The organism is Flavobacterium sp. LC2016-01, assembly GCF_009711135.1.
Classification (GTDB): Bacteria; Bacteroidota; Bacteroidia; order Flavobacteriales; family Flavobacteriaceae; genus Flavobacterium.
In genome coordinates this window covers 19,338-44,504 of sequence record NZ_WMIC01000002.1, presented here as the reverse complement: position 1 = coordinate 44,504, position 25,167 = coordinate 19,338, and the positions used below count along the sequence as shown (strand labels likewise).

Sequence of the window (25,167 nt, the reverse complement as noted above, 5' to 3'; positions counted from 1 at the left end):
GTTTTGGATAATCATTCTTTTTTAATTTTATTTTAAAAAAGGCTTTATAATTTCAAATAGTGGTAGGGCTTTTTTGTTTTATTTTAGGTAATTCTACTATATTTGTATTAATTACATAAAATTTTAATAGATGAAAGCTAAAGCAACTCTTAAACAAATTGCGAAAGAACTAGGTGTTTCTGTGTCTACAGTGTCTAAGGCATTAAATGACAGTCCAGAAATTAGTGAGCAGACGAAGGTGAAGATTAAGGAGTATGCCAAACTCAAAAATTATAAGCCGAATGTTATTGGTTTGAATTTAAAGAATCGTAAAACCAAAACGATTGGTGTAATTATACCTAATATATTAAACTCTTTTTTCGCGAAAGTGTTTAGCGGTATCGAAAAAGTGGCAGACAAAAAAGGATATAATGTAATTACTTGTATTTCTAATGAATCTTTAGAAAAAGAAGTGCATACACTTGAAATGCTGAGCAACGGAACAATTGACGGATTCATTCTTTCTGTTTCTGAAGAAGCTCAAAAACTGCAGGATTACAATCATTTTTCGGCTATTATTAATGATGGAACACCAATTGTAATGTTTGACCGAATTGCAGATGAAGTAGATTGTGATAAAGTAGTAGTTGATGATTTTGATTCGGCTTTAAACTCAACACAGCATTTGATCAATTTAGGATGTAAACATATCGCACTTATTTCTTCAGTAGATAATTTAAGTGTTGGAAAATTAAGAGCCGATGGATATTTGAAAGCTTTAAAAGACAATAATATTCCGGTTGACGAAAATATCATTTTAAGAACGGATTCTGAAGATGATATGAAAGCTAAAATTGATGGACTTTTTGATCATAAAATCGACGCTATTTTTGCTTTAGATGAAAATGATTCAGTTGCCGCTTTAAGAGTAAGTTTGAAAAAAGGTTACCGAGTTCCAGAAGATATTTCAATCATTGGTTTTGCTGACGGAATTTTAGCTTCAAGACGCTTGTCTCCAAGTTTGACAACAGTAAGCCAGCACGGAATTGAAATTGGTGAAGTTGCTGCAAAACGATTGATCAAAAGATTGGAAGAAAGCGAAGAAGAAACTTCAGATTATGAAACAATCGTAATTAAGACAGTTTTGAAAGAAAGAGAATCGACTAGAAAAGTTAAATAATAAAGAAAAAACCATCAGCTAAAACTGATGGTTTTTTTGTGGTATGAAAAGATTATTTATTTTCATCTACGACTTGAGGGCTATGTGAATTTGGACCAGACCAATCAGTGTAGATTTTTAAATAATCTAAAAGAATTTTTTGATTTTTAGTGTCATATTTCTTGATATAATCTATGACTGAAGCTATATCTTTCTTGTTATAATAAAATAAATGTTTGTTGTTCTTTTCAAGGATTCCCCAATAATCATCTGCTCCTGAACCAAGGGAATAAAACCGTACTAGTAAAATGCTATCTTCTGATTTATTGGAAAAAATTTCAATGCATTTAGTTGTACCAATCGCATTTGAGTATTTTTTAATCAATGATTTTTTTGTTTCGTCTTTTGTTCCAAATTGATTATGATCAATTAAAAATTGAATCATTTCTTCTTGATACTTTTTTATACGATAATCTTTGTCTACTCTAAAACCTTTCTGGCTGTAAATGAATGATGTAGAAATAGAAAAGAAGAGAATTGAAATCAATTTAATTTTAAACATAAAAAAATCTAAAATAAATTAATGCGCTTCCAACCAATCTTTACCTAAACCTAATTCAACTTCCAACGGAACTGCCATTTTAAAAGCATTTTCCATTTCGTGTTTAATCATCGGCTGGATTTTTTCTAATTCGTCGTTGTGTACATCAAACACAAGCTCATCATGAACTTGAAGCAACATTTTAGACTTCCAGTTTTCGTCCTGTAATTTTTTATGAATGTTGATCATAGCGATTTTAATCACATCGGCAGCGCTTCCTTGAATTGGTGCGTTTACGGCATTTCGCTCGGCTGCGCTTCTCACAACTGCGTTTGCCGAATTAATATCTTTTAAATAACGGCGACGTCCTAAAATAGTCTGTACATATCCTTTTTCGCGGGCAAATTCAATTTGTTCTTGAATATAAGATTTCAGTCTTGGATAGGTTTTATAATAAGCATCGATCAAAGCAGCACTTTCACTTCGCGATAATGAAGTTTGATTACTTAATCCAAAAGCAGAAACACCATATATAATTCCGAAGTTTACGGTTTTGGCATTGCTTCTTTGTTCGCGGGAAACTTCTTCTAAAGCAACATTAAATACTTTTGCAGCCGTTGCTTTATGAATATCTTCTCCGTCCTGGAAGGCTTTAATCATGTTTTCTTCACCGCTTAAAGCAGCGATAATTCGTAATTCAATTTGCGAGTAATCGGCAGAGATTAAAGTATGGTTTTCATCGCGTGCTACGAAAGCTTTACGAATCTGACGCCCTCTTTCGGTACGAATCGGAATATTCTGCAAGTTCGGATTATTCGAACTCAAACGTCCCGTTGCAGCGACAGTCTGCATATAATCAGTGTGAACGCGTAATGTCTTTTTATCAACTTGTTCCGGCAAAGCCAAGATGTAAGTACTTTGCAGTTTCACCATTTGGCGCCAATCCAAAATTTGTTTTACAATTGGATTATCGTTGGCTAAATAAGTCAAAACTTCCTCTCCAGTTGCATATTGACCCGTTTTAGTTTTCTTTTGTTTTGCACCGCCAATTTTCATTTTATCAAATAAAATATCTCCTAATTGTTTTGGAGAAGCAAGGTTGAATTTCTCGCCTGCGGTTTCATAAATTTGCTGTTCCAAAGATTTGATTTCGACATCCATTTCTTTTGACATGGCACTTAAAAAATCAACATCTAAACGAATTCCTTCTGTTTCCATTGCTGCTAAAACGCTTACTAACGGAATTTCGATTTCATCAAATAACTTTTTAGTTTCTGTTTTATCTAATTCGGTTGTAAAGATTTCTTTTAATTGAAGTGTAACATCAGCATCTTCAGCGGCATATTCTTTAATGTCTTCCAATGCAACATCGCGCATCGAAAGCTGATTTTTCCCTTTTTTACCAATTAAAGTTTCAATAGATTTTGGAGAATATTTCAAATACGTTTCGGCCAAAATATCCATATTATGACGCATATCTGGATTGATCAAATAATGTGCAATCATCGTATCAAAAAGTTTTCCTTTTACAGTAACACCGTAATTCGCAAGGATTTTTAAATCGTATTTTAAATTCTGTCCTATTTTCTCGATGTTTTCATTCTCAAAAAACGGGACAAATTTATCAACTAAAGCTTTTGCTTCTTCCTGACTTTCCGGAAACGGAACATAAAATGCTTTTCCTTTTTCATAAGAAAAAGACATCCCAACAAGTTCAGCATGCAAGGCATCAATTCCTGTTGTTTCAGTATCAAAACAAACTGAAGTCTGACTTTGTAAATTCTGTAAAAGCAGTTTTATTCCTAAATCGCCTTGAATGGTCTGGTAGGAGTGAGGTGTGTTTTCTAAAGTATTATAAAATGAAGTTCTTGGAGTTTCTGCATCTTCATCTGCGGAAGCGCTTCCAAACAAATCAAATTGGTCTTCATTTTTAGGCTGTGGCTTTTTGTATAGTTTGGCATCTGGTTCTGCCGGCGCAGTTGTTTGAGTTCCGTCAGTTTTAAACAAATTATCAAATTGTTCGGCCATTCTTCTGAATTCCAATTCCTGAAAAATAGCATCTGTTTTTTCAATGTCAGGACGCGTTAATTCATAATCATTTTCATCAAAAGTTACTGGACAGTCTAATAAAATAGTGGCCAGTTTTTTAGATAAAAGTCCTTTTTCTTTATTAGCCTCAATGTTTTCTTTCATTTTTCCTTTTAGCTTATCTGTGTTAGCCAAAAGGTTTTCCATTGTACCAAATTCCTTCAAGAGTTTTTTGGCTGTAACTTCACCAACACCAGGAAGTCCCGGAATATTATCGGCAGCATCGCCCATCATTCCAAGAAAATCAATTACTTGTTCTGGACGTTCGATTTCAAATTTTTCTAATACTTCAGGAACGCCCCAAATTTCAATTCCGTTGCCCATACGAGCCGGTTTGTACATGAAAATATTTTCAGAAACCAACTGTGCAAAATCCTTATCGGGCGTTACCATAAAAACTTTGTAGTTTTCTTTTTCGGCTTGTTTTGCAATTGTTCCAATTAAATCATCGGCCTCAAAGCCGGCAACTTCAATAATAGGAATATGCATTGCTTTTAATAACTCACATATATAAGGTACAGCAATTTTGATTGCTTCGGGTGTAACATCACGATTTGCTTTGTATTCTGGAAATAAGTCGTTTCGTAATTGACTTCCGCCTTTATCAAAAGCAACAGCTAAATGATCTGGTTTTTCTCTTTTAATAACATCCAAAAGCGAGTTCATAAAACCCATAATTGCAGATGTATCCATTCCTTTTGAGTTGATTCTCGGGTTTTTTATAAAGGCATAATAACCACGAAAAATTAATGCATAAGCATCTAGAAGAAAAAGGCGTTTTTGAGTTGACATATTAAAAATATTAGTCTGTAAAAATAAACAATTGGGTTCTCAAAAATTAGACTAACAAGATTTTTTTTCCACCATATAAGTTATATAAGTTCAATTTAGCAATGTGCGCACTGTAGAGGCGCATAATGTAGAGGCGCACAGCAGTGCGTCTAATTTAATTCCCTTAAATTAAATGAACTTATATAACTTATATGGTGGAAAAAAACAGCAAAAGTTAATGTCTAGTTAAAAATATTTTATTCAGGGATTTCTTCACTTTGTCTTCATTTTGCGTAGGTAATTTTGATCTGTAAAATAAAAGGTAATTAATTTAAATCTTAGAAATCATGAGAAATTTATTGATGGTATTAGTGGCAGTTTTAGGAACAAGCGCAATGGTTCATGCGTTTCCTGCAAAAGATGGTAAAACAGTTCCTGTAAAAGAAATTAAAGCAACAAAACAGTCAAAAAGCAAAACTGATAAAAAAACAAAATCAGTAAAAAGTGAAGCTCCAAAAAAAGCTGAAACAGCAAAAGTAAAAAAATAAGAAAAACAACTTAAGAGAATAAAAAATAATAATTTAAAAATTAGAAATCATGAAAAATTTATTAATGGCAGCGGTATTGATTTTAGGAACAAGTGCAATGGTGAATGCTCAAACTGCGCCAACTCAGGCTGCACCGGCAAAAGAGGTAAAAGCAACTAAACACCATAATCACAAGTCTGATAAAAAAGAAAAATCAGCAAAAACTGAAGCTCCAAAAACAGAAGCGACTATGAAAAAATAAGGATTGTTTTTGATTTGTTTTCGATGCATTGTAAGGAAACAAAATAGAAATAATGGTTTATGGAGAATGCGGTTGGAAAAGGCTGATGAAGAAATTTGTCAGCTTTTTTTGTTCGTTAATTTTTTAATAATGCGCAACAGGGTTTTTTAAAATTGCTTAAATTTAATTGCGCTTAATAGCTGTATTTATGAATATTTTGATTGTTGAAGATAATAAAGAACTTGCTGCAGAAGTTTACGACTTTTTGTGCAATGCAGGTTATGTTTGTAAAATAACGCATACCTGCAATGACGCTCTCGAAGAAGTCGCTAGCAATGATTATGACGCAATGTTGCTTGATTTGGGTTTGCCAGACGGCGATGGCTTTGAGGTCTTAAGTGCCGTTCGAAAAACAAAATCAAAAATGGCTGTAATTGTGCTCACCGCCCGCGGTGAACTAGATGACAGAATAAATGGTCTTCATTTAGGTGCCGACGATTATTTGACGAAACCTTTTGCGCTAACGGAACTTAGTGCGAGATTGTTCGCTGTGATTCGCAGAATGCATGGTTTTACAGTAAATAGTTTGAGTATTCATGGATTTTTGCTGCAGCTTCAGGATTATAAAGTCACTTATAACGACGTGCCGCTGAGTTTGACCAAAAAAGAGTTTGATATTTTTCAGTATTTGGTTTTGAATAAAAACCGAGTTATTACCAGACTTCAACTAACAGAGCATATTTGGGGCGATATACTTGAAGTTAATTCTGATTCCAATTTTATAGATGTTCACGTTCGTAACCTCCGAAAAAAATTAGATAAACATAGATCTATAGATTGGTTTGAAACGGTTCGAAATGTGGGTTATCGCATAAGCGAATAAAAAAGTAAACTTGTGAAGATAAAACACCAATTAGCGATTTTTAATGCACTGACACGTTTGTTGGTGATTTTGGTTTTATGGCTGATGCTGCCAATTTTAGTCGAAAATGTCGTGTACAGACATATTAATAATGGGCTGATTGAAAAAAAGAAAAAATTTATAGATCATTTGAATCAAAATGAAATCAATGATTTTATTGAAGATGCTGATGATTCGACCGAAACGTATTCTCAGTTTTCTACTTTGCACAGCGAATTTCTTGTGCTGTCAAAGATTCCTGTAAAAGGAAATGAGAAAAAAACATTCTTTAATAACGAATACCGAATTATTGAAGGAGAAGAAAATGAATATCGAATTCTGCAATATCATTTTACCTACGAAAATCAAGGTTATCAGCTGGAAATTGGCAGCAGTTTGAGCGAAGTAAACGACCTTACGTTTATTATCAGGTTCTTTATTATTATAGTTTTAGTCGTGATTCTGCTCGTTACTTTTTTGGCCGATACTGTTTATATTGAATATCTTCTCAAGCCCTTTTATAAAATTATTGATACAAAAATAAGGCGTGTCAACGAACCTGAAGCTTTTGATCATACACCAATAAAAGCAAAATCTAGAGATTTTAGAGAACTGGATTTGGTTTTAAATCAAATGATGGATCGAATTGCGGAGCTTTTCAAAAAAGAAAAACAATTTATTTCCAATGTTTCTCATGAATTGCTGACGCCAATTGCATTATTGAAAAACAAATTTGAAAATTTATTACAGAATGAATCTTTAGATGATAATGCGGTAGATAAAATTGCAGGCTCATTGAAGACGCTGGATATGCTCAAAAAAATCATAAATAATTTATTGCTGATTTCCCGTATTGAAAACAATCAATATGAGGCAAATGAGAAAATAAATTTTCATGAAATTATTGATGATCTGCAGTCAGATTTTCAAGACCGAATGGAAGATCGCGAAATTCATTTTGAAAATCGTATGAAACAGGAATATGCTTTTACCGGAAATAAAACGCTAATTCATATTTTGATTTACAATTTGGTTACCAATGCAATAAAATACAATCGCCCGCAAGGAAATATAAGCATTGAAGATGGTTTTGAAAAAGGCCGTTATTTTATTTCAATAACAGATTCCGGACTCGGAATGAGTGAGGCACATCTTGAAAAAATATTTAATAGGTTCGCCAGAATCAGTTCAGATCAAGACGGGCAGGGTTTAGGACTTGCTATTGCTGAAAGTATTGCTTCTTTTCATCATATCGAAATCAAAGTTGTTTCAAAAGTAAATGAAGGAACAACCTTTACATTACTGCTTCCTGAAGGTGTAAAACATAATTAAAAGTTAATTTTTTCAGATGCATTCAATCTTCATTTAATCTTCATTTTGTGATTCTATCTTTGAAGTATAATAATGAAACAATAATCAGCAAAAAATTTAAAATTATGAAAAAAGTAATAATGTTAGCAGTAGCTGTTCTAGGAACAGTAGCAATGGTAAACGCTCAAACAACTCCAGCTCAAACAGCTCCAGCAAAAGAAGCTAAAGCTCCTAAAAAAGACAAAAAAGCTGATAAAAAAGCTAAAAAAGCAGAGGCAGCTAAGCCAGAAGCTGCAAAAACTCAAAAATAAAAGGCACAAGTTTGTTCAGCAAACTTTGTTTTGGTTTATAAAAGGTTTTAAAAAATTTGGTAGAGAAAAAGCTGGCAGAGAAATCTGCCAGCTTTTTGTTCTTTATATTGAGTTAAATTTTTGATAATAAAAAGCAATAAAATTTTCATTCTTTGTTTCTTTGCTTAAAACTATAACTGATGATCCTTCGTTTTGTAATTCTTTGCGCCCTTTTCTTGCTTATTGAATTTTATTCCTATCAAGCCTTTCGTACCCTTATTAAATTAAGATGGGTTTTAATAAGCTACCAAGTTATTAGTTTTTTGCTTTTAGCATTTATCATATATTCTTTTTCTCAGGTAGATCGTTCTGTTGGTCAAACCAAGCAATTTATGTTTACAACAGGATTGATGCTGTTGATTTATGTTCCAAAAATTGTACTGACATTAATAATGTTTGGTGAAGATATTTTTAGAATCGGAGCAAGTATCTTGAATTATTTCGTTTATAATGCTCCAAGAAAAGAGATAATGCCAGACAGAAGAAAATTTATCAGTCAAATTGCATTAGGCTTGGCTGCAGTACCTTTTTTGTCTTTGATTTATGGAATTTTTGAAGGAAAATATAATTTTAAAGTAATCAAGCAAACAATCTTTTTTCCCGATCTTCCAGATGCTTTTGATGGTTTTAGAATCACTCAGATTTCAGATGTTCACAGCGGCAGTTTTGATAATCCAGAAAAAATAAATTATGCGATTGATTTGATAAATGAGCAGGAAGCAGATATGATTTTGTTTACTGGCGATATTGTAAATACACATGCAAAAGAAATGCATCCTTGGCTGGAGACTTTTAGCAGAATCAAGGATTATAAATATGGTAAATTTTCGGTTTTAGGAAATCATGATTACGGAGAATATGTTACTTGGCCATCTGAAAAACAAAAAGAAGAAAATTTTCAGCAGATAAAGAACTTGTACGGCCAAATTGGTTTTAAACTAATGTTGAACGAACATACTTATATTCAGAAAGGCAATGATAAAATTGCTTTAATTGGAGTAGAAAACTGGGGAGTTAATTTTAAGAAAGCAGGCGATTTGCACAAAGCTTCTGAAAATGTTGCAAAGGAAGATTTTAAAATTTTAATGAGCCACGATCCAAGTCATTGGGATGCTGAAATTAACCAACACCCTAAGAATTTTCATTTAACGCTTGCAGGTCATACACATGGCATGCAATTTGGAATCGAAATTCCAGGTTATTTTAAATGGAGTCTTGCGCAATATATTTACAAACAATGGGCAGGTTTGTACGAAACAGCCGGAAGATACGTTTATGTTAACCGTGGATTTGGTTTTCATGCCTATCCAGGCCGAGTTGGTATAATGCCCGAAATAACAGTGATAGAACTAAAAAAAGGCAACAATGTGGCTTAATTCGTTAAAAATGCTACATTTGTAGAATATTTGCCTCGATGTAGTAAATTAAAAAATTTAAATTTTTGGTTTTATGTCAAAATTTGGAGAACTAATAAATGCTCAAGTCCCTGTGTTGATTGACTTTTACACAGATTGGAACGAATCTTCAGTTTCTATGCATCCGGTAATTAAGGATGTTGCGGCTGCACTTGGTGATAAGGCCAAAGTAATCAAAATTGATGTAGATAAGAATCAGGAACTAGCTGAGGCTCTTCGTATTAAGGGTCTTCCGACACTTATGATTTATAAAGAAGGACAGATGATCTGGAGGCAGTCAGGTGAGCTTGATGCGAATACAATTATAGGAATTGTTCAAGAGCAATTTAATCAATAATAAAATTTCTTTATTGATGTTTTTTAATGAATAACATCAAAAGCATATCCATTTTCTTTTAAAAAATGTAAAGTTTTAGGCAAAGCAAATTTTAAATTTTGTGATGCTTTTATACTGTCATGAAAAACAATTACACTTCCTGAAGTTACATTTTTAGTAACGTTTTCAAGGCATTTCTCAGGCGTAATCGATTGGTCAAAGTCGGCGCTTAAAACATCCCACATTACTATTTTATAACCAAGATTTCGCAAAATTTTAGACTGCGCTTTTTTGATTTTTCCGTACGGAGGACGAAATAGTAAACTGTTCAGTTTTTGCTCATTGGCTAAAATAGAGGCACAGTTTTTTACGTTTTCAATATAATCATTGGTTTGACTTTTCCATCCGTTGATATGATTCATTGTATGGTTGCCAATGGCATGTCCTTCGGCAATTAATCTTTCAAATAAAGTGGCATTTGCGTTAATGTTTTTTCCAATACAGAAGAAAGTAGCTTTTGCATCAAATTTTTTCAATTCAGATAAAACCCATTCGGTAATCTCTGGGGTAGGGCCATCATCAAATGTGAGGTATATTTTCTTTTCTTTGTTTGGAATGTCCCAACAATACTTAGAAAATACCCTTTTTATAAATGAATTTGTTTTTACCCAATAAAAGCTCATTTTGAATGGATTTACAGATACTGTAAAATTAAAAAATGCAGTGCTATTTATCTAACAGCACTGCATTTTTTTAATCAGTATATTTTTCGTATATTATTATTCTTTTTCACGTCCAAAACGTTCGAATACATTTACATACGTATTAAAAGTCTTTTTGTGCTTTTCGTAAAAAGCTTTGTCATGGTTGTGGCTCATTACTTGTAAAAGACTTCTGTATCGCTCAATATCAGTAATGATATCCATCGCAAGATCAGTCTGGTCTCCTGGAGGCAATGTTGCATAATAATTTAGGTTTTCATTGTATTTTTTAACCAATTTATTAAGCAAGTCCTGGGCTTTTGCAGTTTCTCCTACTTTGTAATATCCATTTGCAAAAGGTTCTACTAATGAATAATAGCCAAATTTGTCTAACGGCAGTTTCGTCATTGCTAAATTGATAACATTTTTAGCTTTGTCAATTTTACCTTCAGCAATAAGCTGATCCATTAAGCGGGATAAGTTTGTACGGTAAGTAATACTGTTTCTTCTGGTTTCAGGATCATGATAAATCTTATCACTTTCGCTGTTACCCCAGTCCCATTTCATTACAATATCATACATTTTATCAGCATCAATTTGTCCCATATCCATTGGTCCGCCATCTTTTGATGGAACGTTTTTAACAGGAACTAATTTGTAAACCATTCCATCTAATTGCAGATAATCTTTCAGCCATAAATAATCTTCATCATCAAAAGCACCTCCACTAAAATAAATTGGGCGTTTCCAATTATTATTAGCCAAAATATCAAGCATCATTAAGCGGTTTTTGTACAATGCGCTTCCTTTAATGTCAATATCTAAATAAGGTACAATAGAATCGTTGTATTTAGGATTTACGACCTTGTTCTTGATAATTGCATTTTTATCAACAGGAACTCTTATCTTATTTGTTGGATAGAAATGAATTGTCTGACCATTTTGAAGACCAACAGTTGATTTTGGATTTTTAATAAAATTGATAAAATCAGTGATGTTCCAGCGTGTGTCAATTTTTTCAATATGCGCAACGTAATCCAATTTATCTCCAACATAATCATCATGCGTGAAAGATATTGGCAATGGATCAGATTCGTAAGCTTTGGCTTTCATCTGGTCAATATACCAATCTGTCATAAATAAACTTGTATTTACGATTTTAACATCGGTTCTAAAATGCTCAATTTCCTGTGCATACCATAACGGGAAAGTATCATTATCTCCAATCGTGAATAGAATCGCGTCTTTGTCACAAGAGCTTAAATATGCTTTTGCCATAGCAACAGCAGTATATCTTCCTGATCTGTCGTGATCATCCCAGTTTTGAGAAGCCATTAAAACTGGCGCTGCTAATAAAGTTCCGGCAATAATTACTGGTCCGGCAATTTTTGGTGCAATATATTTTTGAATGCTTTCATATAGCGAATAAACTCCAAAGCCTATCCAGATCGCAAAAACATAAAATGATCCTACAAGGGCATAATCTCTTTCACGAGGTTCAAACGGTCTTTCGTTCAAATAGATTTTTAAGGCAATTCCGGTAAATAAGAATAATGCTAAAAGCACGTAAAAACTTTTAAGGTCTTTATTAGCATGGTACATTATTCCGATAAGACCTAAAATAAAAGGAAGGAAATAGTAAACATTACGGCCTTTATTGTTTAAAACATCTGAAGGCAGATTATCTTGAGAGCCCAAATGTAGAGAGTCAAGTGCTTTAATACCGCTGATCCAGTTTCCGTCTAAATTGTCGTATTTTCCTTGAACATCGCTTTGGCGTCCAACAAAATTCCACATTAAATATCTCCAGTACATATATCCAAATTGATATTCGAACATAAAAGAGAAGTTATCTGTTGCAGTTGGTTTTTCAATAATTAAATATTGACCGTAGCTTTTTAAGAATTTAACATAGCCTTCGTTGTCAATTTGTTTTTGAGCAAATGCCTTTCTGAATTCTGAAACTGTTTTTTCAACTTCATTTCTCAATTGAGCGGTAGCTTTATTGTATTCCTCTTCACTTAATTGGCTTGCGTCGATTCCATATTTGCTTAATTCCTCTCCGAAATCATAATTCGGATTGATTTTAAACTTAGGCGGATTTGTAAAGTTGATGTAATTTTGAATGTGTGCCATTTCGGTGCTCCACATTCTTGGCAGAATCGTTTTTTGATTGTCATCAGAATTTTGATCTGCGTTTTTATAGTTATTGGTAATGATATATTTACCAGTTTTATAATCTCTTTCGTAGTTTGGCTTTTTGTCCAAATAAGGAGTTTTTTCGTCAAGACCGGCAAAGTATTCTGTGTACTGCGGTCCATAAAACAATGGATTTACACCATATTGTTCACGATTGTAATAAGCAAGAACCTCAATCGCATCTGATGGTTTATTTTCGTTGATTACCGTATTTGCGTTAGCACGAACAGGAAGCATCATCCAAGTAGAGAAACCAATCAGGATGAATAAAATACAAAGTATAATTGTGTTATAAAAAATTAAACCTTTTTGTTTCGTGTATTTTAATCCAAAATAAAAGAAAGCCACAAAAAGCAGGGCAACAAAAATAGTTCCTGAATTAAAAGGAAGTCCTAAACTGTTAACCATGTATATCTCGGTTTTTCCGAAGAAGGCCATGGTTAAAGGCAGTAATAACTTGAAAATGAATAATAAAATTCCAATTACAACAACATTTGCAATAAGGAAATTTTTGATCGTAACTTTTTCGTAATGTTTAAAATAATATAGAAAACCTATAGATGGAATAGTCAGTAAGGCCATAAAGTGAACACCAAACGAAAGACCTATAACTAATGAAATAATCAAAAGCCATTTGTTTCCTTTTGGTTTGTCCATATCTTGTTCCCAACGAAGACCAAGCCAAAAAAGCAATGCAATTAAAAGAGAAGCCATTGCATAAACTTCGGCTTCGACTGCATTAAACCAAAAACTGTCAGAGAAAGTGTAAGCTAGTGCTCCAACAAAAGAACTTCCTAAAATAACAATAGAATTACTTTGATCAATTTCGGCAAAACGAGCTACAATCTTTTTTAAGATCATAGACGAAGACCAAAACATAAATAGAATTGTAAATGCACTAGAAAAAACAGACATCATATTTACCATCACTGCTACATGTTGTGCGTCTATAGCAAACATTGCAAAAAAGGCGCCCATCATTTGGAATAAAGGTGCTCCTGGAGGGTGGCCAACTTCTAGTTTAGCTGCTGTGGCAATATATTCGCCACAATCCCAAAAGCTCATTGTAGGTTCGACAGTTAAAGTGTAGGTAATTAAAGCGATTGCAAATGCAAACCAACCAATAATTGTATTCCATTTATTGAAATTGAATTGTGCCATATTTAGGTGTTAAAATTTTGTATGTTTTCTATCCTACAAAGAAAATGTTTTTTTATGTAAAGAAACGACCATTAACAAAAAATTCTGTAAAACTATCTATGAAAAGTAATTTGTTGTCTATGAGTAGTTTCCGTTGTTCTAGGGAGTTCTAAAGCGAAAAAAAAATAAAAAAATGATTTTTTTTCGTTAAAAAGTTTGCACAAACTAAATAAAGCCTTAAATTTGCACTCGCTTAACAGCACTGCTGGTCTATGGTGTAATGGTAACACAACTGTTTTTGGTGCAGTCTTTCTAGGTTCGAGTCCTAGTAGACCAACATAAAAAGCCTCTCAGAAATGAGAGGCTTTTTTTTATGTAAAAAAGTTTTCTAAAAAACTTGCATAAACTAAATAAAGTTCTAATTTTGCACCCGCTTAACAGCACTGCTGGTCTATGGTGTAATGGTAACACAACTGTTTTTGGTGCAGTCTTTCTAGGTTCGAGTCCTAGTAGACCAACATAAAGCCTCTCAGAAATGAGAGGCTTTTTTTATGCTGTAAACTCAGTATGGTATTTTTGAGGTTATCTTTTTTAATCGCAAAGCGCGTTAAGGTATGTGAAAAGGGCTTAAGGATGTTTTTAAAGAATATTTCGTATTTTAAATATAGCCCTTGGTTTTAACCACGGGAGGCTTATTTTTGGTTTAAAGAAGAAGGAACTATGCCGAATTTCTTTTTAAAAGAAAATGAAAAATGAGATAAATCTTCAAAACCAACTCCGATATAAACCTCTGATGGCGGATTGCCTTGGCTTATTAAATAATAGGCTTCCTGAAGTCTTTTGTTTAGTAACCATTTTCCAGGTGTCTGTTGAAATGTTTTCTGAAAATCTCTTTTAAATGTTGCTAAACTGCGTCCTGTTAAGTAAGCAAAACGATGTAGGTGAACATTGAAATGGAAATTTTTGTTCATAAAAGCTTCGATGTCAATTTTTCCGGGTTCATTAAAATCAAATAGAATGTCTTTTAGTTCTGGATTTACTTTTAATAAAAGATGAACGGCTTCTTTTATTTTTAAATTAAATAAAGCTTCATTGTTTTCTTGTTCAACTTCAAGGTAGGAAATTAATGATTCCATGAAAGATTTATAAAGCGGATTTGGAGCCAGAGTGATCATGGCTTCTGAATCGGCTTTTTTGTTGATTTTAAAATCATATTCTTTGCTTATTTCACGAAGAATTTCTTGGTCTAAAAAAAGAGAGATTGCTTTAAATTCTCCATTCTCAGGCGGAATCTTGGTGAATTTTGCCAAATGATTTCTTTTGCTGAAACGAAAATCTCCAGCCTTTGTGTGATAAGTGTTTTTGCTGTCTGTAGCTGTCATTTCTCCAGAAATTTGATAGCTAAAAACGTGTTCCGGAATAAAATGTTCTCCTTCTCGGCTGCGTGCATAATAGCAGGAGTAAAGTATTTTTGGTTTTGGATTTGCTTTTGTAGTCATATCGTAAAATTACTAAAAGATCCGGAAAATCTTTTTATGAAAAGAATTCCGGATCTCAAATGATTATTTTGGCTGAATCAGTGCTTTTGGTTCTAAATAAGCTTCAAGTCCAATTGTTCCAAATTCTCGGCCAATTCCAGATTGTTTGAACCCGCCGAAAGGAGCTAGTGGATCGTGTCCAATTCCATTTATTTGAACGCGTCCTGCGTTGATTTGTGAAGCGATCTGGTGAGCTCTTTCGTTGTCTGAAGAGCTTACATAAGCTTGCAATCCATAAGTTGTGTCGTTGGCAATTTCAACTGCTTCTTCATCGGTTTTATAAGTGATGATGGTTAGTACAGGACCAAATATTTCTTCTCTGGCAATACGCATTTGATTGTTTGCATTTACAAAAACGGTTGGTTTTACAAAATTTCCTTTTTCTAAACCTTCAGGTTTTCCTGATCCTCCAACTAAAATTTCGGCACCTTCATTAATCCCAATTTGAATGTAATCTTGAACGCGGTTAAATTGCTTTGTGCTTACCATTGGGCCTACTGCAGTATTTGGATTTTTAGGATCTCCAACAATTATGTTTGAAATGATTTCTTTAATTAGAATTTTGGTTTCTTCTAGTTTGTTTTCAGGAATCAATAATCGTGTTCCGGCAATACAGGCTTGTCCATTATTCATAAATGCGGCGCTTATGGCGAGGGGAATTGCTTTTGAAAAATCGGCATCGTCTAAAATAATATTTGGAGATTTTCCTCCAAGTTCCAGAGTCACGCGTTTCATTGTGTCGACGGCTTCTTTCGCTATAATTTTCCCGATAGTTGTGGATCCGGTAAAAGAGATTTTTGCAATATCAGGATTACGGCTAATTTCTCCGCCGACTACTTCTCCTAATCCGTTGACGATATTTACAAGACCTTTTGGGAGTTGTGCATCGTGTAGGCATTCCATCATCAGCTGTGTTTGCTGAGCACTCATTTCGCTTGGTTTGATTACAGTTGTGCATCCCGCAGCAATTACTGTTGATAATTTGCTGCTAATAAAACCGTTGCTTGAATTCCAAGGAATGATAATTCCGACAACGCCAATTGGAGTCATTTGAACTTCAGATTCTCCCATTGTTTTAATAAAATTGTAACTGCTTAACAAGTTGATTGCCGAATCAAAGCCTTTCAGCATATATTCATAGCTTATAGAGGCAAATTGAAATGTGCCTCCATATTCTTCAATCATTACATCAATGAAGCCTGTTTTTCTCTTTTCAACAGAAGTCTTGATGTTTTTTAAGTATTGAATTCTTTCTGAAATAGAAGTTTTGGAAAAGGTTTTAAAAGCATTTTTGGCTGCGTTTATTGCATTTTGAGTGTCTTCGGTATTTCCTAGGCGAACTTTTCCCAGTTTTTCATTTGTGGTTGGGCTTATTAGTTCAAAATATTCTGTTCCTTTTGGTGAAACAAATTCCCCGTTAATGTAAATTTTGTCTATTGTTTTCATGTTGTATGATTTAATGAATTTTTATTTGACAAATTTCAGAATTAATAAGGCGCATAACTTTGTTGTAAAGCTCAATTTAACTTTGTTATAAAGCTCATATTGCGAAGTCGAATTAATAAAAAAAATCGCCTTCCAGACGAAAGGCGATTTTTGTAAAGTTGATATTTATTTGTTTAAATTTTTAAAGTAATAACGGGTCTGATAGCGTGATTTACTAGCCCCTCGCTGATGCTTCCGTTGAAAAAATGTGCAAATCCAGTTCGGCCATGCGTGCACATTCCAATAATGTCTGCATTTATACTGTTAGAAAAGTTGATAATCCCTTTTTCAATATTAGTGTCGTTATAGATGTGAGTGGAGTAATTGGTGATGTTAAATTGCGTTACAAATTCGTTCATGGCTTTTTGAATAACGTGCGTTGGTTTAAAGCTGTTTGGTGTGCAAATTGTAACAAGATGAATTTTTGAATCAAAAAATTTGATAAAATTCAGCAGTTTTTCAAATGGTTTTTTAGTTTCTTCAGAGAAATCAGAAGCAAAAACAATGTCGTCAACTTTAAAATTAGAAATGTCTTTTTTAATTACTAAAACAGGAATTTCAGAATTTCGTACTACTTTTTCAGTATTAGAGCCTATTAAAAGTTCCTCAACACCAGACGAGCCATGAGATCCCATAATGATTAGATCAACCTCGTAATCTTGACTTACTTGTTTAATTCCGTGAATTGGTTTGTCTATTTTTACAATTTCGGTCACAGAAATTCCGTCCAGATAAGGTTTTGATGATATTTCGTCAAGCATTTCATTTGCCTTTTTCATAAAAAGCATGGTTTCGGGGATGCTTGCGCCGCCAAGGATGGCGTCATTCATTTGGTGCGGCAATTCAAGCATGTGCAAAATGATAATTTCAGAATCATTTTTTTTAGCAATTTGTGCAGCAACTTTTAAGGCATCTTCAGCATGTTCTGAAAAATCAGTAGGGACTAGAATTCGTTTCATAATTTTTTAGGTTAAATTATTTGGGTAATCTCTTATTTTAATGCTACTATAAAGATAAGAAATATTTTTAGAGCAATCAATTTATTTGGTTTATAAAAAAATCACTATATTTGCACCGTTATTTATTAAAATCTAAATAATGAGGGGACTAAGTGTCCCCTCTTTTTATAAAATTATGACATTTAAAGAAAAAGTAAACGGATTAATTACAGAAGCTCTTCTGGAAAAGCCTTCAATCTTTTTGATTGATTTGTCTATTTCGGATTCTTTCAAAATTAGTGTTGGTTTAGACGGAGATAATGGAGTAGCACTGCAGGATTGTATTGACGTAAGTCGCGCAATCGAGAATAATCTGGATCGTGAAGAGCAGGATTTTTCGCTTGAAGTAGCATCAGTTGGAGTAGGATCACCTTTGAAATTAACCAGACAATACAAGAAAAATATTGGTAGAACGCTGATTGTTACTACAAATAATGAAAAAATTGAGGCAGAATTGGTTGAAGCTAACGATGTTTTTATAATTTTGTCTTGGGAAGCAAGAGAACCGAAAAAAGTAGGAAAAGGAAAAGAAACAGTTCAAAAAGAGCAACAAATACCTTATACAGAAATTAAAGAGGCAATTGTTACAGTAACATTTTAATTAAAGAATTCGCATGGAAAATTTAGCATTAATCGATTCATTCTCAGAGTTTAAAGATAATAAACTTATTGATCGTGTAACGCTTATGGCAATTTTAGAGGACGTGTTTAGAAATGCATTAAAGAAAAAATACGGTTCTGATGATAACTTCGACATCATTATAAATCCTGATAAAGGAGATATGGAGATTTGGAGAAGAAGAGTAATTGTTGCTGACGAAGATCTTGATTTTGAAAATGAAGAAATTACTTTGACTGAAGCAAGAATGATTGAAGCGGATTTTGAAATTGGTGAAGAAGTTTCTGAAGAAGTTAAATTGATTGATTTAGGAAGAAGAGCTATTTTGGCTTTGCGTCAAAACTTAATATCTAAAATTCACGAACACGATAATACAAATCTTTACAAACAATTTAAAGATATTATTGGTGATATTTATACTGCCGAAGTACACCACGTACGTCCTAGAGTAGTTATCTTAGTTGATGATGAAGGGAACGAGATTGTACTTCCAAAGGAAAAACAAATTCCATCTGACTTTTTCCGTAAAGGAGATAACGTTCGTGGAATTATAGAAAGCGTTGAATTAAAAGGAAATAAACCTCAAATTATTATGTCTAGAACTTCTGAAAAGTTCTTGGAAAAATTATTTGAGCAAGAAATTCCTGAAGTTTTTGACGGATTAATTACAGTTAAAAATGTAGTGCGTATTCCTGGTGAAAAAGCAAAAGTTGCGGTTGATTCTTACGATGATAGAATTGATCCGGTTGGAGCTTGTGTTGGTATGAAAGGATCTCGTATTCACGGAATCGTTCGTGAGTTAGGAAACGAAAATATTGACGTAATCAACTATACAAATAATATTCAATTGTTTATTACAAGAGCATTAAGCCCTGCAAAAGTTTCTTCAATCAAAATCGATGAAGAAAATAAAAGAGCTGAAGTTTTCTTGAAATTAGAAGAAGTTTCTAAAGCAATTGGTAGAGGTGGTCACAATATTAAATTAGCGGGTCAGCTGACAGGTTACGAGTTAGATGTTATTCGTGAAGGAGATGTTGCAGGTGCAACTGCTGACGAAGACGATGTTGAATTGACAGAGTTTTCAGACGAAATCGAAGGCTGGGTAATTGAAGAATTTGCTAAAATAGGTTTAGATACTGCAAAAAGTATCTTAAAACAAGAAGTAGAAGATTTAGTAAGAAGAACAGATTTAGAAGAGGAAACTATTCTTGATGTTATGAAAATACTAAAAGAAGAGTTTGATAGCTAGGAAATAGCTGATATCTGCTCTAACAACACAACGAAAAAGGTAATAATAAAAAGGTTATATGTCTGAAGAGAGAGTAATAAGAATAAACAAGGTTTTAAGGGAATTAAATATCTCATTAGAAAGAGCTGTTGATTATCTAAAAGATAAGGGAATTGCTATTGATGCAAATCCGAACGCTAAAATTTCTGATAGCGAGTTTAATATCCTACAAAGCCAATTTGCGGGCGATAAGGGGAATAAGGAAGCTTCTAAAGAGGTAGGAGAAGAGAAAAGAAAAGAAAAAGAGGCATTACGTGTTGAACGTGAGAAAGAGATTGAAGACAAACGCAGACAAGACGAAGAACGTCAAAAACAGCAAGAGATTATAAAAGCGAGAGCTGTTGTAACTGGACCTGTTCAAGTTGGTAAAATTGATTTAAATCCAAAGAAACCTGCAGTTGTTTCTACTCCTTCTGAGGAACCAGTTAAAACTGAAGAACCGAAAGCAGCAGTCGTTACTCCAACTCAACCAGAAAAACCTGTTCAAAAAGAAATTGTACAGCCTGAGCCAGTTGCTCCTGTAGTTGTTTCTGAAGAGAAAAAGGTGGAAAAACCTATTATTACTGAGAAAAAAGAAGTGAAAAGTGAAAATTCTAAAACGGCTCAGGAGCCTATTGTTTCAACAGATCCTGCAACCGCTGAAGAAACAATCACTACTCAATATCAAAAATTATCTGGAACTACTCTAACAGGACAAACAATTGATTTATCTCAATTTAATAAGCCTAAAAAGAAAAAAGAGGAGCCAAAAATTACTCCAAATAAACCAGGAGCTCCTGGAGCTGGAAATAATAATAACGCTAATAAAAATAAGCGTAAAAGAATTGCTCCTAAACCGGGTGCGCCAGGTGCGCCAAAACCTGCAACAGGAAATGCGCCAGGGACACCAAACCCTAACAAAATTACTCCAAATACAGGAGGCGGAGGTTTTAATGCTAACAGAAGTGCAAGACCTGGTTTTGTAAAAGGAAACCGTCCTGCTATTGTTGCAAAAGTTGAGCCTACTGAAGAAGAAGTAAAAAACCAAATTAGAGAAACTCTTGAAAAACTTCAAGGTAAAGGGGGTAAATCTAAAGCGGCTAAATACAGAAGAGATAAAAGAGAAACACACCGTCAGAAATCTGATGATGAACAAAGAGCGCTTGACGAAGGAAGCAAAACTATTAAAGTTACAGAATTCGTTACAGTAGGTGAAATTGCTATCATGATGGATGTGCCAATTACTAAGGTAATTGGAACTTGTATGTCTCTTGGAATCATGGTTACAATGAATCAGCGTTTAGATGCTGAGACCTTAACTATCGTTGCTGATGAATTTGGTTATGAAGTTGAGTTTATCACTGTTGATATTGAAGAAGCTATCACTGTAGTTGAAGATAGAGAAGAAGATCTAGTAGTGAGAGCGCCAATTGTTACTGTAATGGGTCACGTTGACCACGGTAAAACATCTTTACTGGATTATATTCGTAAGGAAAATGTTATCGCTGGTGAGTCTGGAGGTATTACACAGCACATTGGAGCATATGGAGTAACTTTAGATAATGGTCAAAAAATTGCTTTCTTAGATACACCAGGTCACGAGGCGTTTACCGCGATGCGTGCACGTGGAGCTCAAGTTACCGATATTGCTATTATCGTTGTAGCGGCGGATGATGACATCATGCCACAAACAAAAGAAGCAATTTCTCACGCACAAGCTGCGGGAGTGCCAATTATATTTGCAATCAATAAAATTGATAAACCAAATGCTAACGTTGAGAAAATCAAAGAGCGTTTGGCTGGGATGAATTTACTTGTTGAAGATTGGGGTGGAAAAATTCAGTCACATGATATTTCTGCAAAAGTTGGAACAGGTGTAAAAGAATTATTAGAGAAAGTTTTATTGGAAGCTGAAATCTTAGATTTAAAAGCGAATCCTAATAAAGCGGCTCAAGGAACTGTTGTTGAGGCTTTCTTAGATAAAGGAAAAGGATATGTATCTACAATTTTGGTTCAGCAAGGAACATTAAAAATTGGAGATTATATGTTGGCTGGAAAGCATCATGGTAAGATTAAAGCGATGCATGATGAAAGAGGGCATACTGTTTTAACGGCAGGACCTTCAACTCCGGTATCTGTTTTAGGTTTAGATGGAGCTGCTACGGCGGGTGATAAGTTCAATGTTTTTGAAGATGAAAAAGAAGCAAAACAAATTGCATCTAAACGTTCTCAATTAATGCGTGAACAGTCTGTACGTACTCAACGACATATTACACTTGATGAAATTGGACGTCGTATCGCTCTTGGTCAGTTTAAAGAATTAAACGTGATTCTTAAAGGAGACGTTGATGGATCTGTTGAAGCTTTATCAGACTCGTTCTCTAAACTTTCTACAGAAGAAGTTCAAATTAATATTATTCATAAAGGTGTTGGTGCAATTACTGAAACCGACGTTAACTTGGCTTCTGCATCAGATGCTATTATTATCGGATTTAATGTTCGCCCTGCTGGAAATGCAAGACAGCTTGCAGATAAAGAAGAAATTGATATCCGTTACTACTCTATCATCTATGCGGCAATCGATGACTTGAAAGATGCGATGGAAGGAATGTTAGCTCCTGAAATGAAAGAAGAAGTTTTAGGAACTGCTGAAATTCGTGAGATTTTCAAAATTTCTAAAGTGGGTTCAATCGCAGGTTGTATGGTAACCGATGGTAAGATCTTGAGAAGTTCTAAGATTAGAGTTATCAGAGAAGGAGTTGTTGTTCATACAGGTGAACTTGTTGCTTTAAAACGATTCAAAGATGATGTTAAAGAAGTAACAAAAGGATACGATTGTGGTATTCAGATTAAAGGATTTAATGACATCGAAGAAAGAGATGTTATTGAAGCATACCATGAAGTTGCAATCAAAAAGAAATTGAAATAATTTTCAATTAATATATTTAAAAGTCTCAATGAAAATTGAGACTTTTTTTATGCTTGTACTTTTAGGATGGAAGTGTGATTTTTGCCAGTATCTTATTTGTTTTAATTTCTTATTTTTGAGTAAAATTATTTAATGATGAAAAAATTAATTTACACAGCTGTTCTTTTTATTGGTATTTCTACTTTTTCTTTTGCTCAAGAAGCGGTAGAAAAAAGCGCTCCACCGGCGGGTAATGCTGTATTAGGAGATTATTATGGTGCTGATGTTTCTGGCATTGCGGTTGGCAAGGCAATCTCTGTTGAAAAATTAGAGAGTAAATTTAAAGATCAGAAGAAAGTTGAAAATATTGCGGTAAAAGGAGAGGTGACAGATGTTTGTGAAAAAAGAGGATGTTGGGTAACTATTAAAACGGAAAATGGTTCGTCTTTTTTTGTGAAAATGAAAGATTATGGTTTTTTTGTACCAACAGCATTAAAAGGAAAAAATGTTGTTTTAGAGGGCGATGCCAAGAAAAAAATCACATCAGTTGATGAGCTGAAACATTACGCTAAAGACGCTAAAAAATCACAAGCGGAAATAAATGCAATTACTGCTCCAAAAGAAGAAATTCGATTTGTAGCGAGTGGAATTAAGGTGGTGAATTAGGTTTAAATTAGTGTTGTTGTAAAGTTTAAAATAACAAAAAAAGCGAGATTTAATCTCGCTTTTTTTGTTATGTTTAACAGCTGTTTTTATTTGCCTGGCTTAAGTAAAAAGACACTTTTGTATCTGTCTTTTATATCGGCCAAATTTCGCTCTGCCTCAATTCGGGTTTTAAAATTCCCAACTATTACTTTGTAGTTTGGCGTATTGAAAATTATTGTTCCGTCAATAGTGCTGAATTCTCTTTTAAAATCAGCGAGCGTTTTTTTTGCCTCGTCGCTTTTTCCGCTAAAAATTTGAATTCTGTATGTGTCGTTTGTACTTATTGATGTGTTAATTTTTCGTTTCTCATTCAATAACTGTTCAAATTTAGGGTCTTGATTTACTGTTAAATTTTGATCCTGAGCATGAATATTATATGCTAACATGAATACTGTCAGTGTTAAGAAAACTCTTTTTGAAGGGGTTAAAATTCTCATAATGTGATGGTTTTTATGCAAAAATAGTATTTAAAGTTTGTATGGAAAATTTTAATATTATTTAGAATTGATATAAATTGATATTTAAGACTATTTTAAGGTTTTGAGAATAGTTCATAAGTCGTATTTTTGTGCAAGTTTTAAAAGAGGGTATTTGTTTTTACAGCTTTGTTACAGTAAAAATCATACCAAAAAATTAGTAGATAATTATTATACTATATGAAAAAGGTGGGTAACCATAATTCGATCTCAAGAAAATTGCTCCTTAGCTTATCGCTAACGCTGATTTTCTCCCTAACTTCATTTGCTCAAGATGCTGCTGCTCCTGCGGCGCCTGAAGCTGCTGCTCCTGCAGCAACTGCGGGTGGTGATCCAGCAAAAGGGAAAGAACTATTTAATGCAAATTGCGCTGCATGTCACAAATTAGATGCTAAATCAACAGGTCCTGCGTTAAGAGGGGTTGCTGACAGGCATGAAATGGCTTGGATTTACAAGTGGGTGCACAACAGTTCTGATATGATTAAGTCAGGAGATGCTGCTGCTGTTAAGCTTTTTGAAGAAAATAATAAGGCAGTAATGACTCCTTTTCCTCAATTATCTGAGGGTGATATTAATAATATTATTGCTTATACTTCTGAGAAAAAAGTTGAAGCGGCTGCGGTTCCAGGTGGAGCAGCTACGCCTCCAGGTACTGCTGTAGAGAGCGGTGCTATTTCTAATAATGTTATTTTAGGTGCTCTTGCTCTTGTAATGGCTATTTTAGTAGTGATGTTGTTCATGGTGAACAAAGTGTTGACTAAAGTGGCAAGTAATAACGGTATTGAAGTTACTCCTAAAGAAGGTAGATTGCCGATTTGGAAAGCTTTTGCTAGAAATCAATTTTTAGTATTGGTTACTTCGATTTTCTTGCTTTTGGCGAGTGGTTATTTTGTTTACGGATATTTAATGCAAGTTGGTGTAGATCAAAACTATGAGCCAATTCAGCCTATTCATTATTCTCATAAAATTCACGCTGGAGATAACGAAATCAATTGTAAATATTGTCACTCTGCTTCTCGTGTTAGTAAAACTGCAGGTATTCCTTCTTTGAATGTTTGTATGAACTGTCATAAAAATATTTCTGAAGTTGCTGAAACTACTGCTACTCCTGAGTACAGCAAAGCATTTTATGATGCTCAAATTCAAAAATTATATGATGCTGTTGGTTGGGATAAAACTAAACAAGCTTATACTGGAAAACCACAGGCTGTAAAATGGGTTCGTATTCATAATCTTCCTGATTTTGTATATTTCAATCACTCACAACACGTTTCTGTTGCGGGAATTGAGTGTCAGACTTGTCATGGTCCGGTACAAGAATTTGAAATCATGAAGCAATATTCTAAATTAACAATGGGATGGTGTATTGATTGCCACAGAAAAACTGATGTTAAGATGGAAGGAAATGCTTACTATGATAAAATTCATGCTGAACTTTCTAAAAAATACGGTGTAGAGAAATTGACTGCAGCGCAAATGGGAGGTTTAGAATGCGGTAAATGCCACTATTAATCGAATTATTAAGATTTTAA

At 33.8% G+C, this 25,167-nt stretch carries 21 protein-coding genes and 2 tRNA genes; 15 read left to right on the top strand and 8 right to left on the bottom strand.

All coding sequences use genetic code 11. The annotated features are described in order from the left end of the window. Positions 1–130 precede the first annotated feature (130 nt). A complete protein-coding gene (locus GKZ88_RS04605; RefSeq protein WP_155101230.1) occupies positions 131–1,159 on the top strand; it encodes a LacI family DNA-binding transcriptional regulator in 1,029 nt (342 codons plus the stop codon). 52 nt (positions 1,160–1,211) lie between these two features. On the opposite strand, the gene GKZ88_RS04600 is transcribed toward GKZ88_RS04605, so the two are convergent. Continuing rightward, positions 1,212–1,685, bottom strand: coding sequence for a hypothetical protein (locus GKZ88_RS04600; protein WP_155101229.1), 474 nt, complete (start codon positions 1,683–1,685; stop codon positions 1,212–1,214). A gap of 33 nt (positions 1,686–1,718) precedes the next feature. Then, positions 1,719–4,559 (bottom strand): DNA polymerase I, encoded by a 2,841-nt coding sequence (polA, locus tag GKZ88_RS04595; RefSeq protein WP_155101228.1) that lies wholly within the window; start codon positions 4,557–4,559, stop codon positions 1,719–1,721. A 326-nt stretch (positions 4,560–4,885) separates the two neighbouring features. On the opposite strand from polA, the gene GKZ88_RS04590 reads away from it, so the two are divergent. The 7 genes from GKZ88_RS04590 to GKZ88_RS04560 all read left to right on the top strand — a co-directional run bounded on the left by GKZ88_RS04590 (position 4,886) and on the right by GKZ88_RS04560 (position 9,620). Continuing rightward, positions 4,886–5,086: a hypothetical protein gene (locus GKZ88_RS04590; RefSeq protein ID WP_155101227.1), complete on the top strand. Its 201-nt coding sequence runs from the start codon at positions 4,886–4,888 to the stop codon at positions 5,084–5,086. A gap of 49 nt (positions 5,087–5,135) precedes the next feature. Continuing rightward, positions 5,136–5,327, top strand: a complete 192-nt coding sequence (locus tag GKZ88_RS04585; protein ID WP_155101226.1) for a hypothetical protein — start codon at positions 5,136–5,138, stop codon at positions 5,325–5,327. A gap of 187 nt (positions 5,328–5,514) precedes the next feature. After that, entirely contained in the window at positions 5,515–6,189 is a 675-nt protein-coding gene (locus GKZ88_RS04580; RefSeq protein WP_155101225.1) for a response regulator transcription factor, read from the top strand. A 12-nt stretch (positions 6,190–6,201) separates the two neighbouring features. Next, the gene (locus GKZ88_RS04575) at positions 6,202–7,539 is read left to right on the top strand and encodes a HAMP domain-containing sensor histidine kinase (protein ID WP_347343852.1); all 1,338 of its coding nucleotides are present in this window, start codon (positions 6,202–6,204) and stop codon (positions 7,537–7,539) included. 104 nt (positions 7,540–7,643) lie between these two features. Continuing rightward, complete coding sequence (locus GKZ88_RS04570) at positions 7,644–7,829, top strand: hypothetical protein (protein WP_155101224.1); 186 nt, start codon at positions 7,644–7,646, stop codon at positions 7,827–7,829. Positions 7,830–8,008: 179 nt separating this feature from the next. After that, entirely contained in the window at positions 8,009–9,244 is a 1,236-nt protein-coding gene (locus GKZ88_RS04565; protein ID WP_155101223.1) for a metallophosphoesterase, read from the top strand. A gap of 73 nt (positions 9,245–9,317) precedes the next feature. Next, the gene (locus GKZ88_RS04560) at positions 9,318–9,620 is read left to right on the top strand and encodes a thioredoxin family protein (protein WP_026728605.1); all 303 of its coding nucleotides are present in this window, start codon (positions 9,318–9,320) and stop codon (positions 9,618–9,620) included. A 23-nt stretch (positions 9,621–9,643) separates the two neighbouring features. Here GKZ88_RS04560 and GKZ88_RS04555 read toward each other — a convergent pair whose 3' ends face one another. Beyond that, a complete protein-coding gene (locus GKZ88_RS04555) occupies positions 9,644–10,282 on the bottom strand; it encodes a polysaccharide deacetylase family protein (protein ID WP_155101222.1) in 639 nt (212 codons plus the stop codon). 96 nt (positions 10,283–10,378) lie between these two features. Then, positions 10,379–13,660: a DUF2723 domain-containing protein gene (locus GKZ88_RS04550; RefSeq protein ID WP_155101221.1), complete on the bottom strand. Its 3,282-nt coding sequence runs from the start codon at positions 13,658–13,660 to the stop codon at positions 10,379–10,381. Between the two features lie 245 nt (positions 13,661–13,905). Here GKZ88_RS04550 and GKZ88_RS04545 point away from each other — a divergent pair. Together GKZ88_RS04545 and GKZ88_RS04540 are read left to right on the top strand one after the other, a co-directional pair. Then, positions 13,906–13,976 (top strand) — tRNA-Gln (locus GKZ88_RS04545). Positions 13,977–14,086: 110 nt separating this feature from the next. Then, positions 14,087–14,157 (top strand) — tRNA-Gln (locus GKZ88_RS04540). Positions 14,158–14,331: 174 nt separating this feature from the next. On the opposite strand, the gene GKZ88_RS04535 is transcribed toward GKZ88_RS04540, so the two are convergent. The 3 genes from GKZ88_RS04535 to GKZ88_RS04525 form a co-directional block, all read right to left on the bottom strand. Beyond that, on the bottom strand, positions 14,332–15,138 hold the full coding sequence (locus tag GKZ88_RS04535) for an AraC family transcriptional regulator (RefSeq protein ID WP_155101220.1): 807 nt from the start codon (positions 15,136–15,138) through the stop codon (positions 14,332–14,334). Between the two features lie 63 nt (positions 15,139–15,201). Continuing rightward, positions 15,202–16,623, bottom strand: a complete 1,422-nt coding sequence (locus GKZ88_RS04530; protein ID WP_155101219.1) for an aldehyde dehydrogenase family protein — start codon at positions 16,621–16,623, stop codon at positions 15,202–15,204. 173 nt (positions 16,624–16,796) lie between these two features. Beyond that, positions 16,797–17,621, bottom strand: coding sequence for a universal stress protein (locus GKZ88_RS04525; protein WP_155101218.1), 825 nt, complete (start codon positions 17,619–17,621; stop codon positions 16,797–16,799). A gap of 175 nt (positions 17,622–17,796) precedes the next feature. Here GKZ88_RS04525 and rimP point away from each other — a divergent pair, with 175 nt between their 5' ends. The 4 genes from rimP to GKZ88_RS04505 all read left to right on the top strand — a co-directional run bounded on the left by rimP (position 17,797) and on the right by GKZ88_RS04505 (position 23,120). Next, positions 17,797–18,261, top strand: a complete 465-nt coding sequence (gene rimP / locus GKZ88_RS04520; protein ID WP_196216447.1) for a ribosome assembly cofactor RimP — start codon at positions 17,797–17,799, stop codon at positions 18,259–18,261. A 13-nt stretch (positions 18,262–18,274) separates the two neighbouring features. Continuing rightward, entirely contained in the window at positions 18,275–19,528 is a 1,254-nt protein-coding gene (nusA, locus tag GKZ88_RS04515; RefSeq protein ID WP_017498147.1) for a transcription termination factor NusA, read from the top strand. A gap of 58 nt (positions 19,529–19,586) precedes the next feature. Continuing rightward, positions 19,587–22,475 (top strand): translation initiation factor IF-2, encoded by a 2,889-nt coding sequence (infB, locus tag GKZ88_RS04510; RefSeq protein WP_155101216.1) that lies wholly within the window; start codon positions 19,587–19,589, stop codon positions 22,473–22,475. A gap of 135 nt (positions 22,476–22,610) precedes the next feature. After that, the gene (locus GKZ88_RS04505) at positions 22,611–23,120 is read left to right on the top strand and encodes a DUF4920 domain-containing protein (protein WP_155101215.1); all 510 of its coding nucleotides are present in this window, start codon (positions 22,611–22,613) and stop codon (positions 23,118–23,120) included. Between the two features lie 86 nt (positions 23,121–23,206). Here the strand turns inward: GKZ88_RS04505 and GKZ88_RS04500 are convergent, their stop codons facing one another. Further along, complete coding sequence (locus tag GKZ88_RS04500; protein ID WP_155101214.1) at positions 23,207–23,596, bottom strand: SPOR domain-containing protein; 390 nt, start codon at positions 23,594–23,596, stop codon at positions 23,207–23,209. A 219-nt stretch (positions 23,597–23,815) separates the two neighbouring features. Between GKZ88_RS04500 and GKZ88_RS04495 the strand changes: the two genes are divergently transcribed. Beyond that, positions 23,816–25,147 carry a c-type cytochrome gene (locus GKZ88_RS04495; RefSeq protein ID WP_155101213.1) on the top strand — a complete coding sequence of 444 codons (1,332 nt, stop codon included), beginning with the start codon at positions 23,816–23,818 and terminating at the stop codon, positions 25,145–25,147. The last annotated feature ends 20 nt before the right edge of the window (positions 25,148–25,167 follow it).

Excerpts from the sequence above, each read along its gene's own strand:
- GKZ88_RS04560 (WP_026728605.1), top strand. The coding sequence starts at position 9,318 with ATGTCAAAATTTGGAGAACTAATAAATGCTCAAGTCCCTGTGTTGATT.
- nusA (WP_017498147.1), top strand. The coding sequence starts at position 18,275 with ATGGAAAATTTAGCATTAATCGATTCATTCTCAGAGTTTAAAGATAAT.
- GKZ88_RS04565 (WP_155101223.1), top strand. The coding sequence starts at position 8,009 with ATGATCCTTCGTTTTGTAATTCTTTGCGCCCTTTTCTTGCTTATTGAA.
- GKZ88_RS04525 (WP_155101218.1), bottom strand. The coding sequence starts at position 17,621 with ATGAAACGAATTCTAGTCCCTACTGATTTTTCAGAACATGCTGAAGAT.
- GKZ88_RS04550 (WP_155101221.1), bottom strand. The coding sequence starts at position 13,660 with ATGGCACAATTCAATTTCAATAAATGGAATACAATTATTGGTTGGTTT.
- GKZ88_RS04570 (WP_155101224.1), top strand. The coding sequence starts at position 7,644 with ATGAAAAAAGTAATAATGTTAGCAGTAGCTGTTCTAGGAACAGTAGCA.
- GKZ88_RS04590 (WP_155101227.1), top strand. The coding sequence starts at position 4,886 with ATGAGAAATTTATTGATGGTATTAGTGGCAGTTTTAGGAACAAGCGCA.
- GKZ88_RS04555 (WP_155101222.1), bottom strand. The coding sequence starts at position 10,282 with ATGAGCTTTTATTGGGTAAAAACAAATTCATTTATAAAAAGGGTATTT.
- infB (WP_155101216.1), top strand. The coding sequence starts at position 19,587 with ATGTCTGAAGAGAGAGTAATAAGAATAAACAAGGTTTTAAGGGAATTA.
- polA (WP_155101228.1), bottom strand. The coding sequence starts at position 4,559 with ATGTCAACTCAAAAACGCCTTTTTCTTCTAGATGCTTATGCATTAATT.
- GKZ88_RS04585 (WP_155101226.1), top strand. The coding sequence starts at position 5,136 with ATGAAAAATTTATTAATGGCAGCGGTATTGATTTTAGGAACAAGTGCA.
- GKZ88_RS04495 (WP_155101213.1), top strand. The coding sequence starts at position 23,816 with ATGAAAAAGGTGGGTAACCATAATTCGATCTCAAGAAAATTGCTCCTT.
- GKZ88_RS04500 (WP_155101214.1), bottom strand. The coding sequence starts at position 23,596 with ATGAGAATTTTAACCCCTTCAAAAAGAGTTTTCTTAACACTGACAGTA.
- GKZ88_RS04535 (WP_155101220.1), bottom strand. The coding sequence starts at position 15,138 with ATGACTACAAAAGCAAATCCAAAACCAAAAATACTTTACTCCTGCTAT.
- GKZ88_RS04505 (WP_155101215.1), top strand. The coding sequence starts at position 22,611 with ATGAAAAAATTAATTTACACAGCTGTTCTTTTTATTGGTATTTCTACT.
- rimP (WP_196216447.1), top strand. The coding sequence starts at position 17,797 with ATGACATTTAAAGAAAAAGTAAACGGATTAATTACAGAAGCTCTTCTG.
- GKZ88_RS04580 (WP_155101225.1), top strand. The coding sequence starts at position 5,515 with ATGAATATTTTGATTGTTGAAGATAATAAAGAACTTGCTGCAGAAGTT.
- GKZ88_RS04530 (WP_155101219.1), bottom strand. The coding sequence starts at position 16,623 with ATGAAAACAATAGACAAAATTTACATTAACGGGGAATTTGTTTCACCA.
- GKZ88_RS04605 (WP_155101230.1), top strand. The coding sequence starts at position 131 with ATGAAAGCTAAAGCAACTCTTAAACAAATTGCGAAAGAACTAGGTGTT.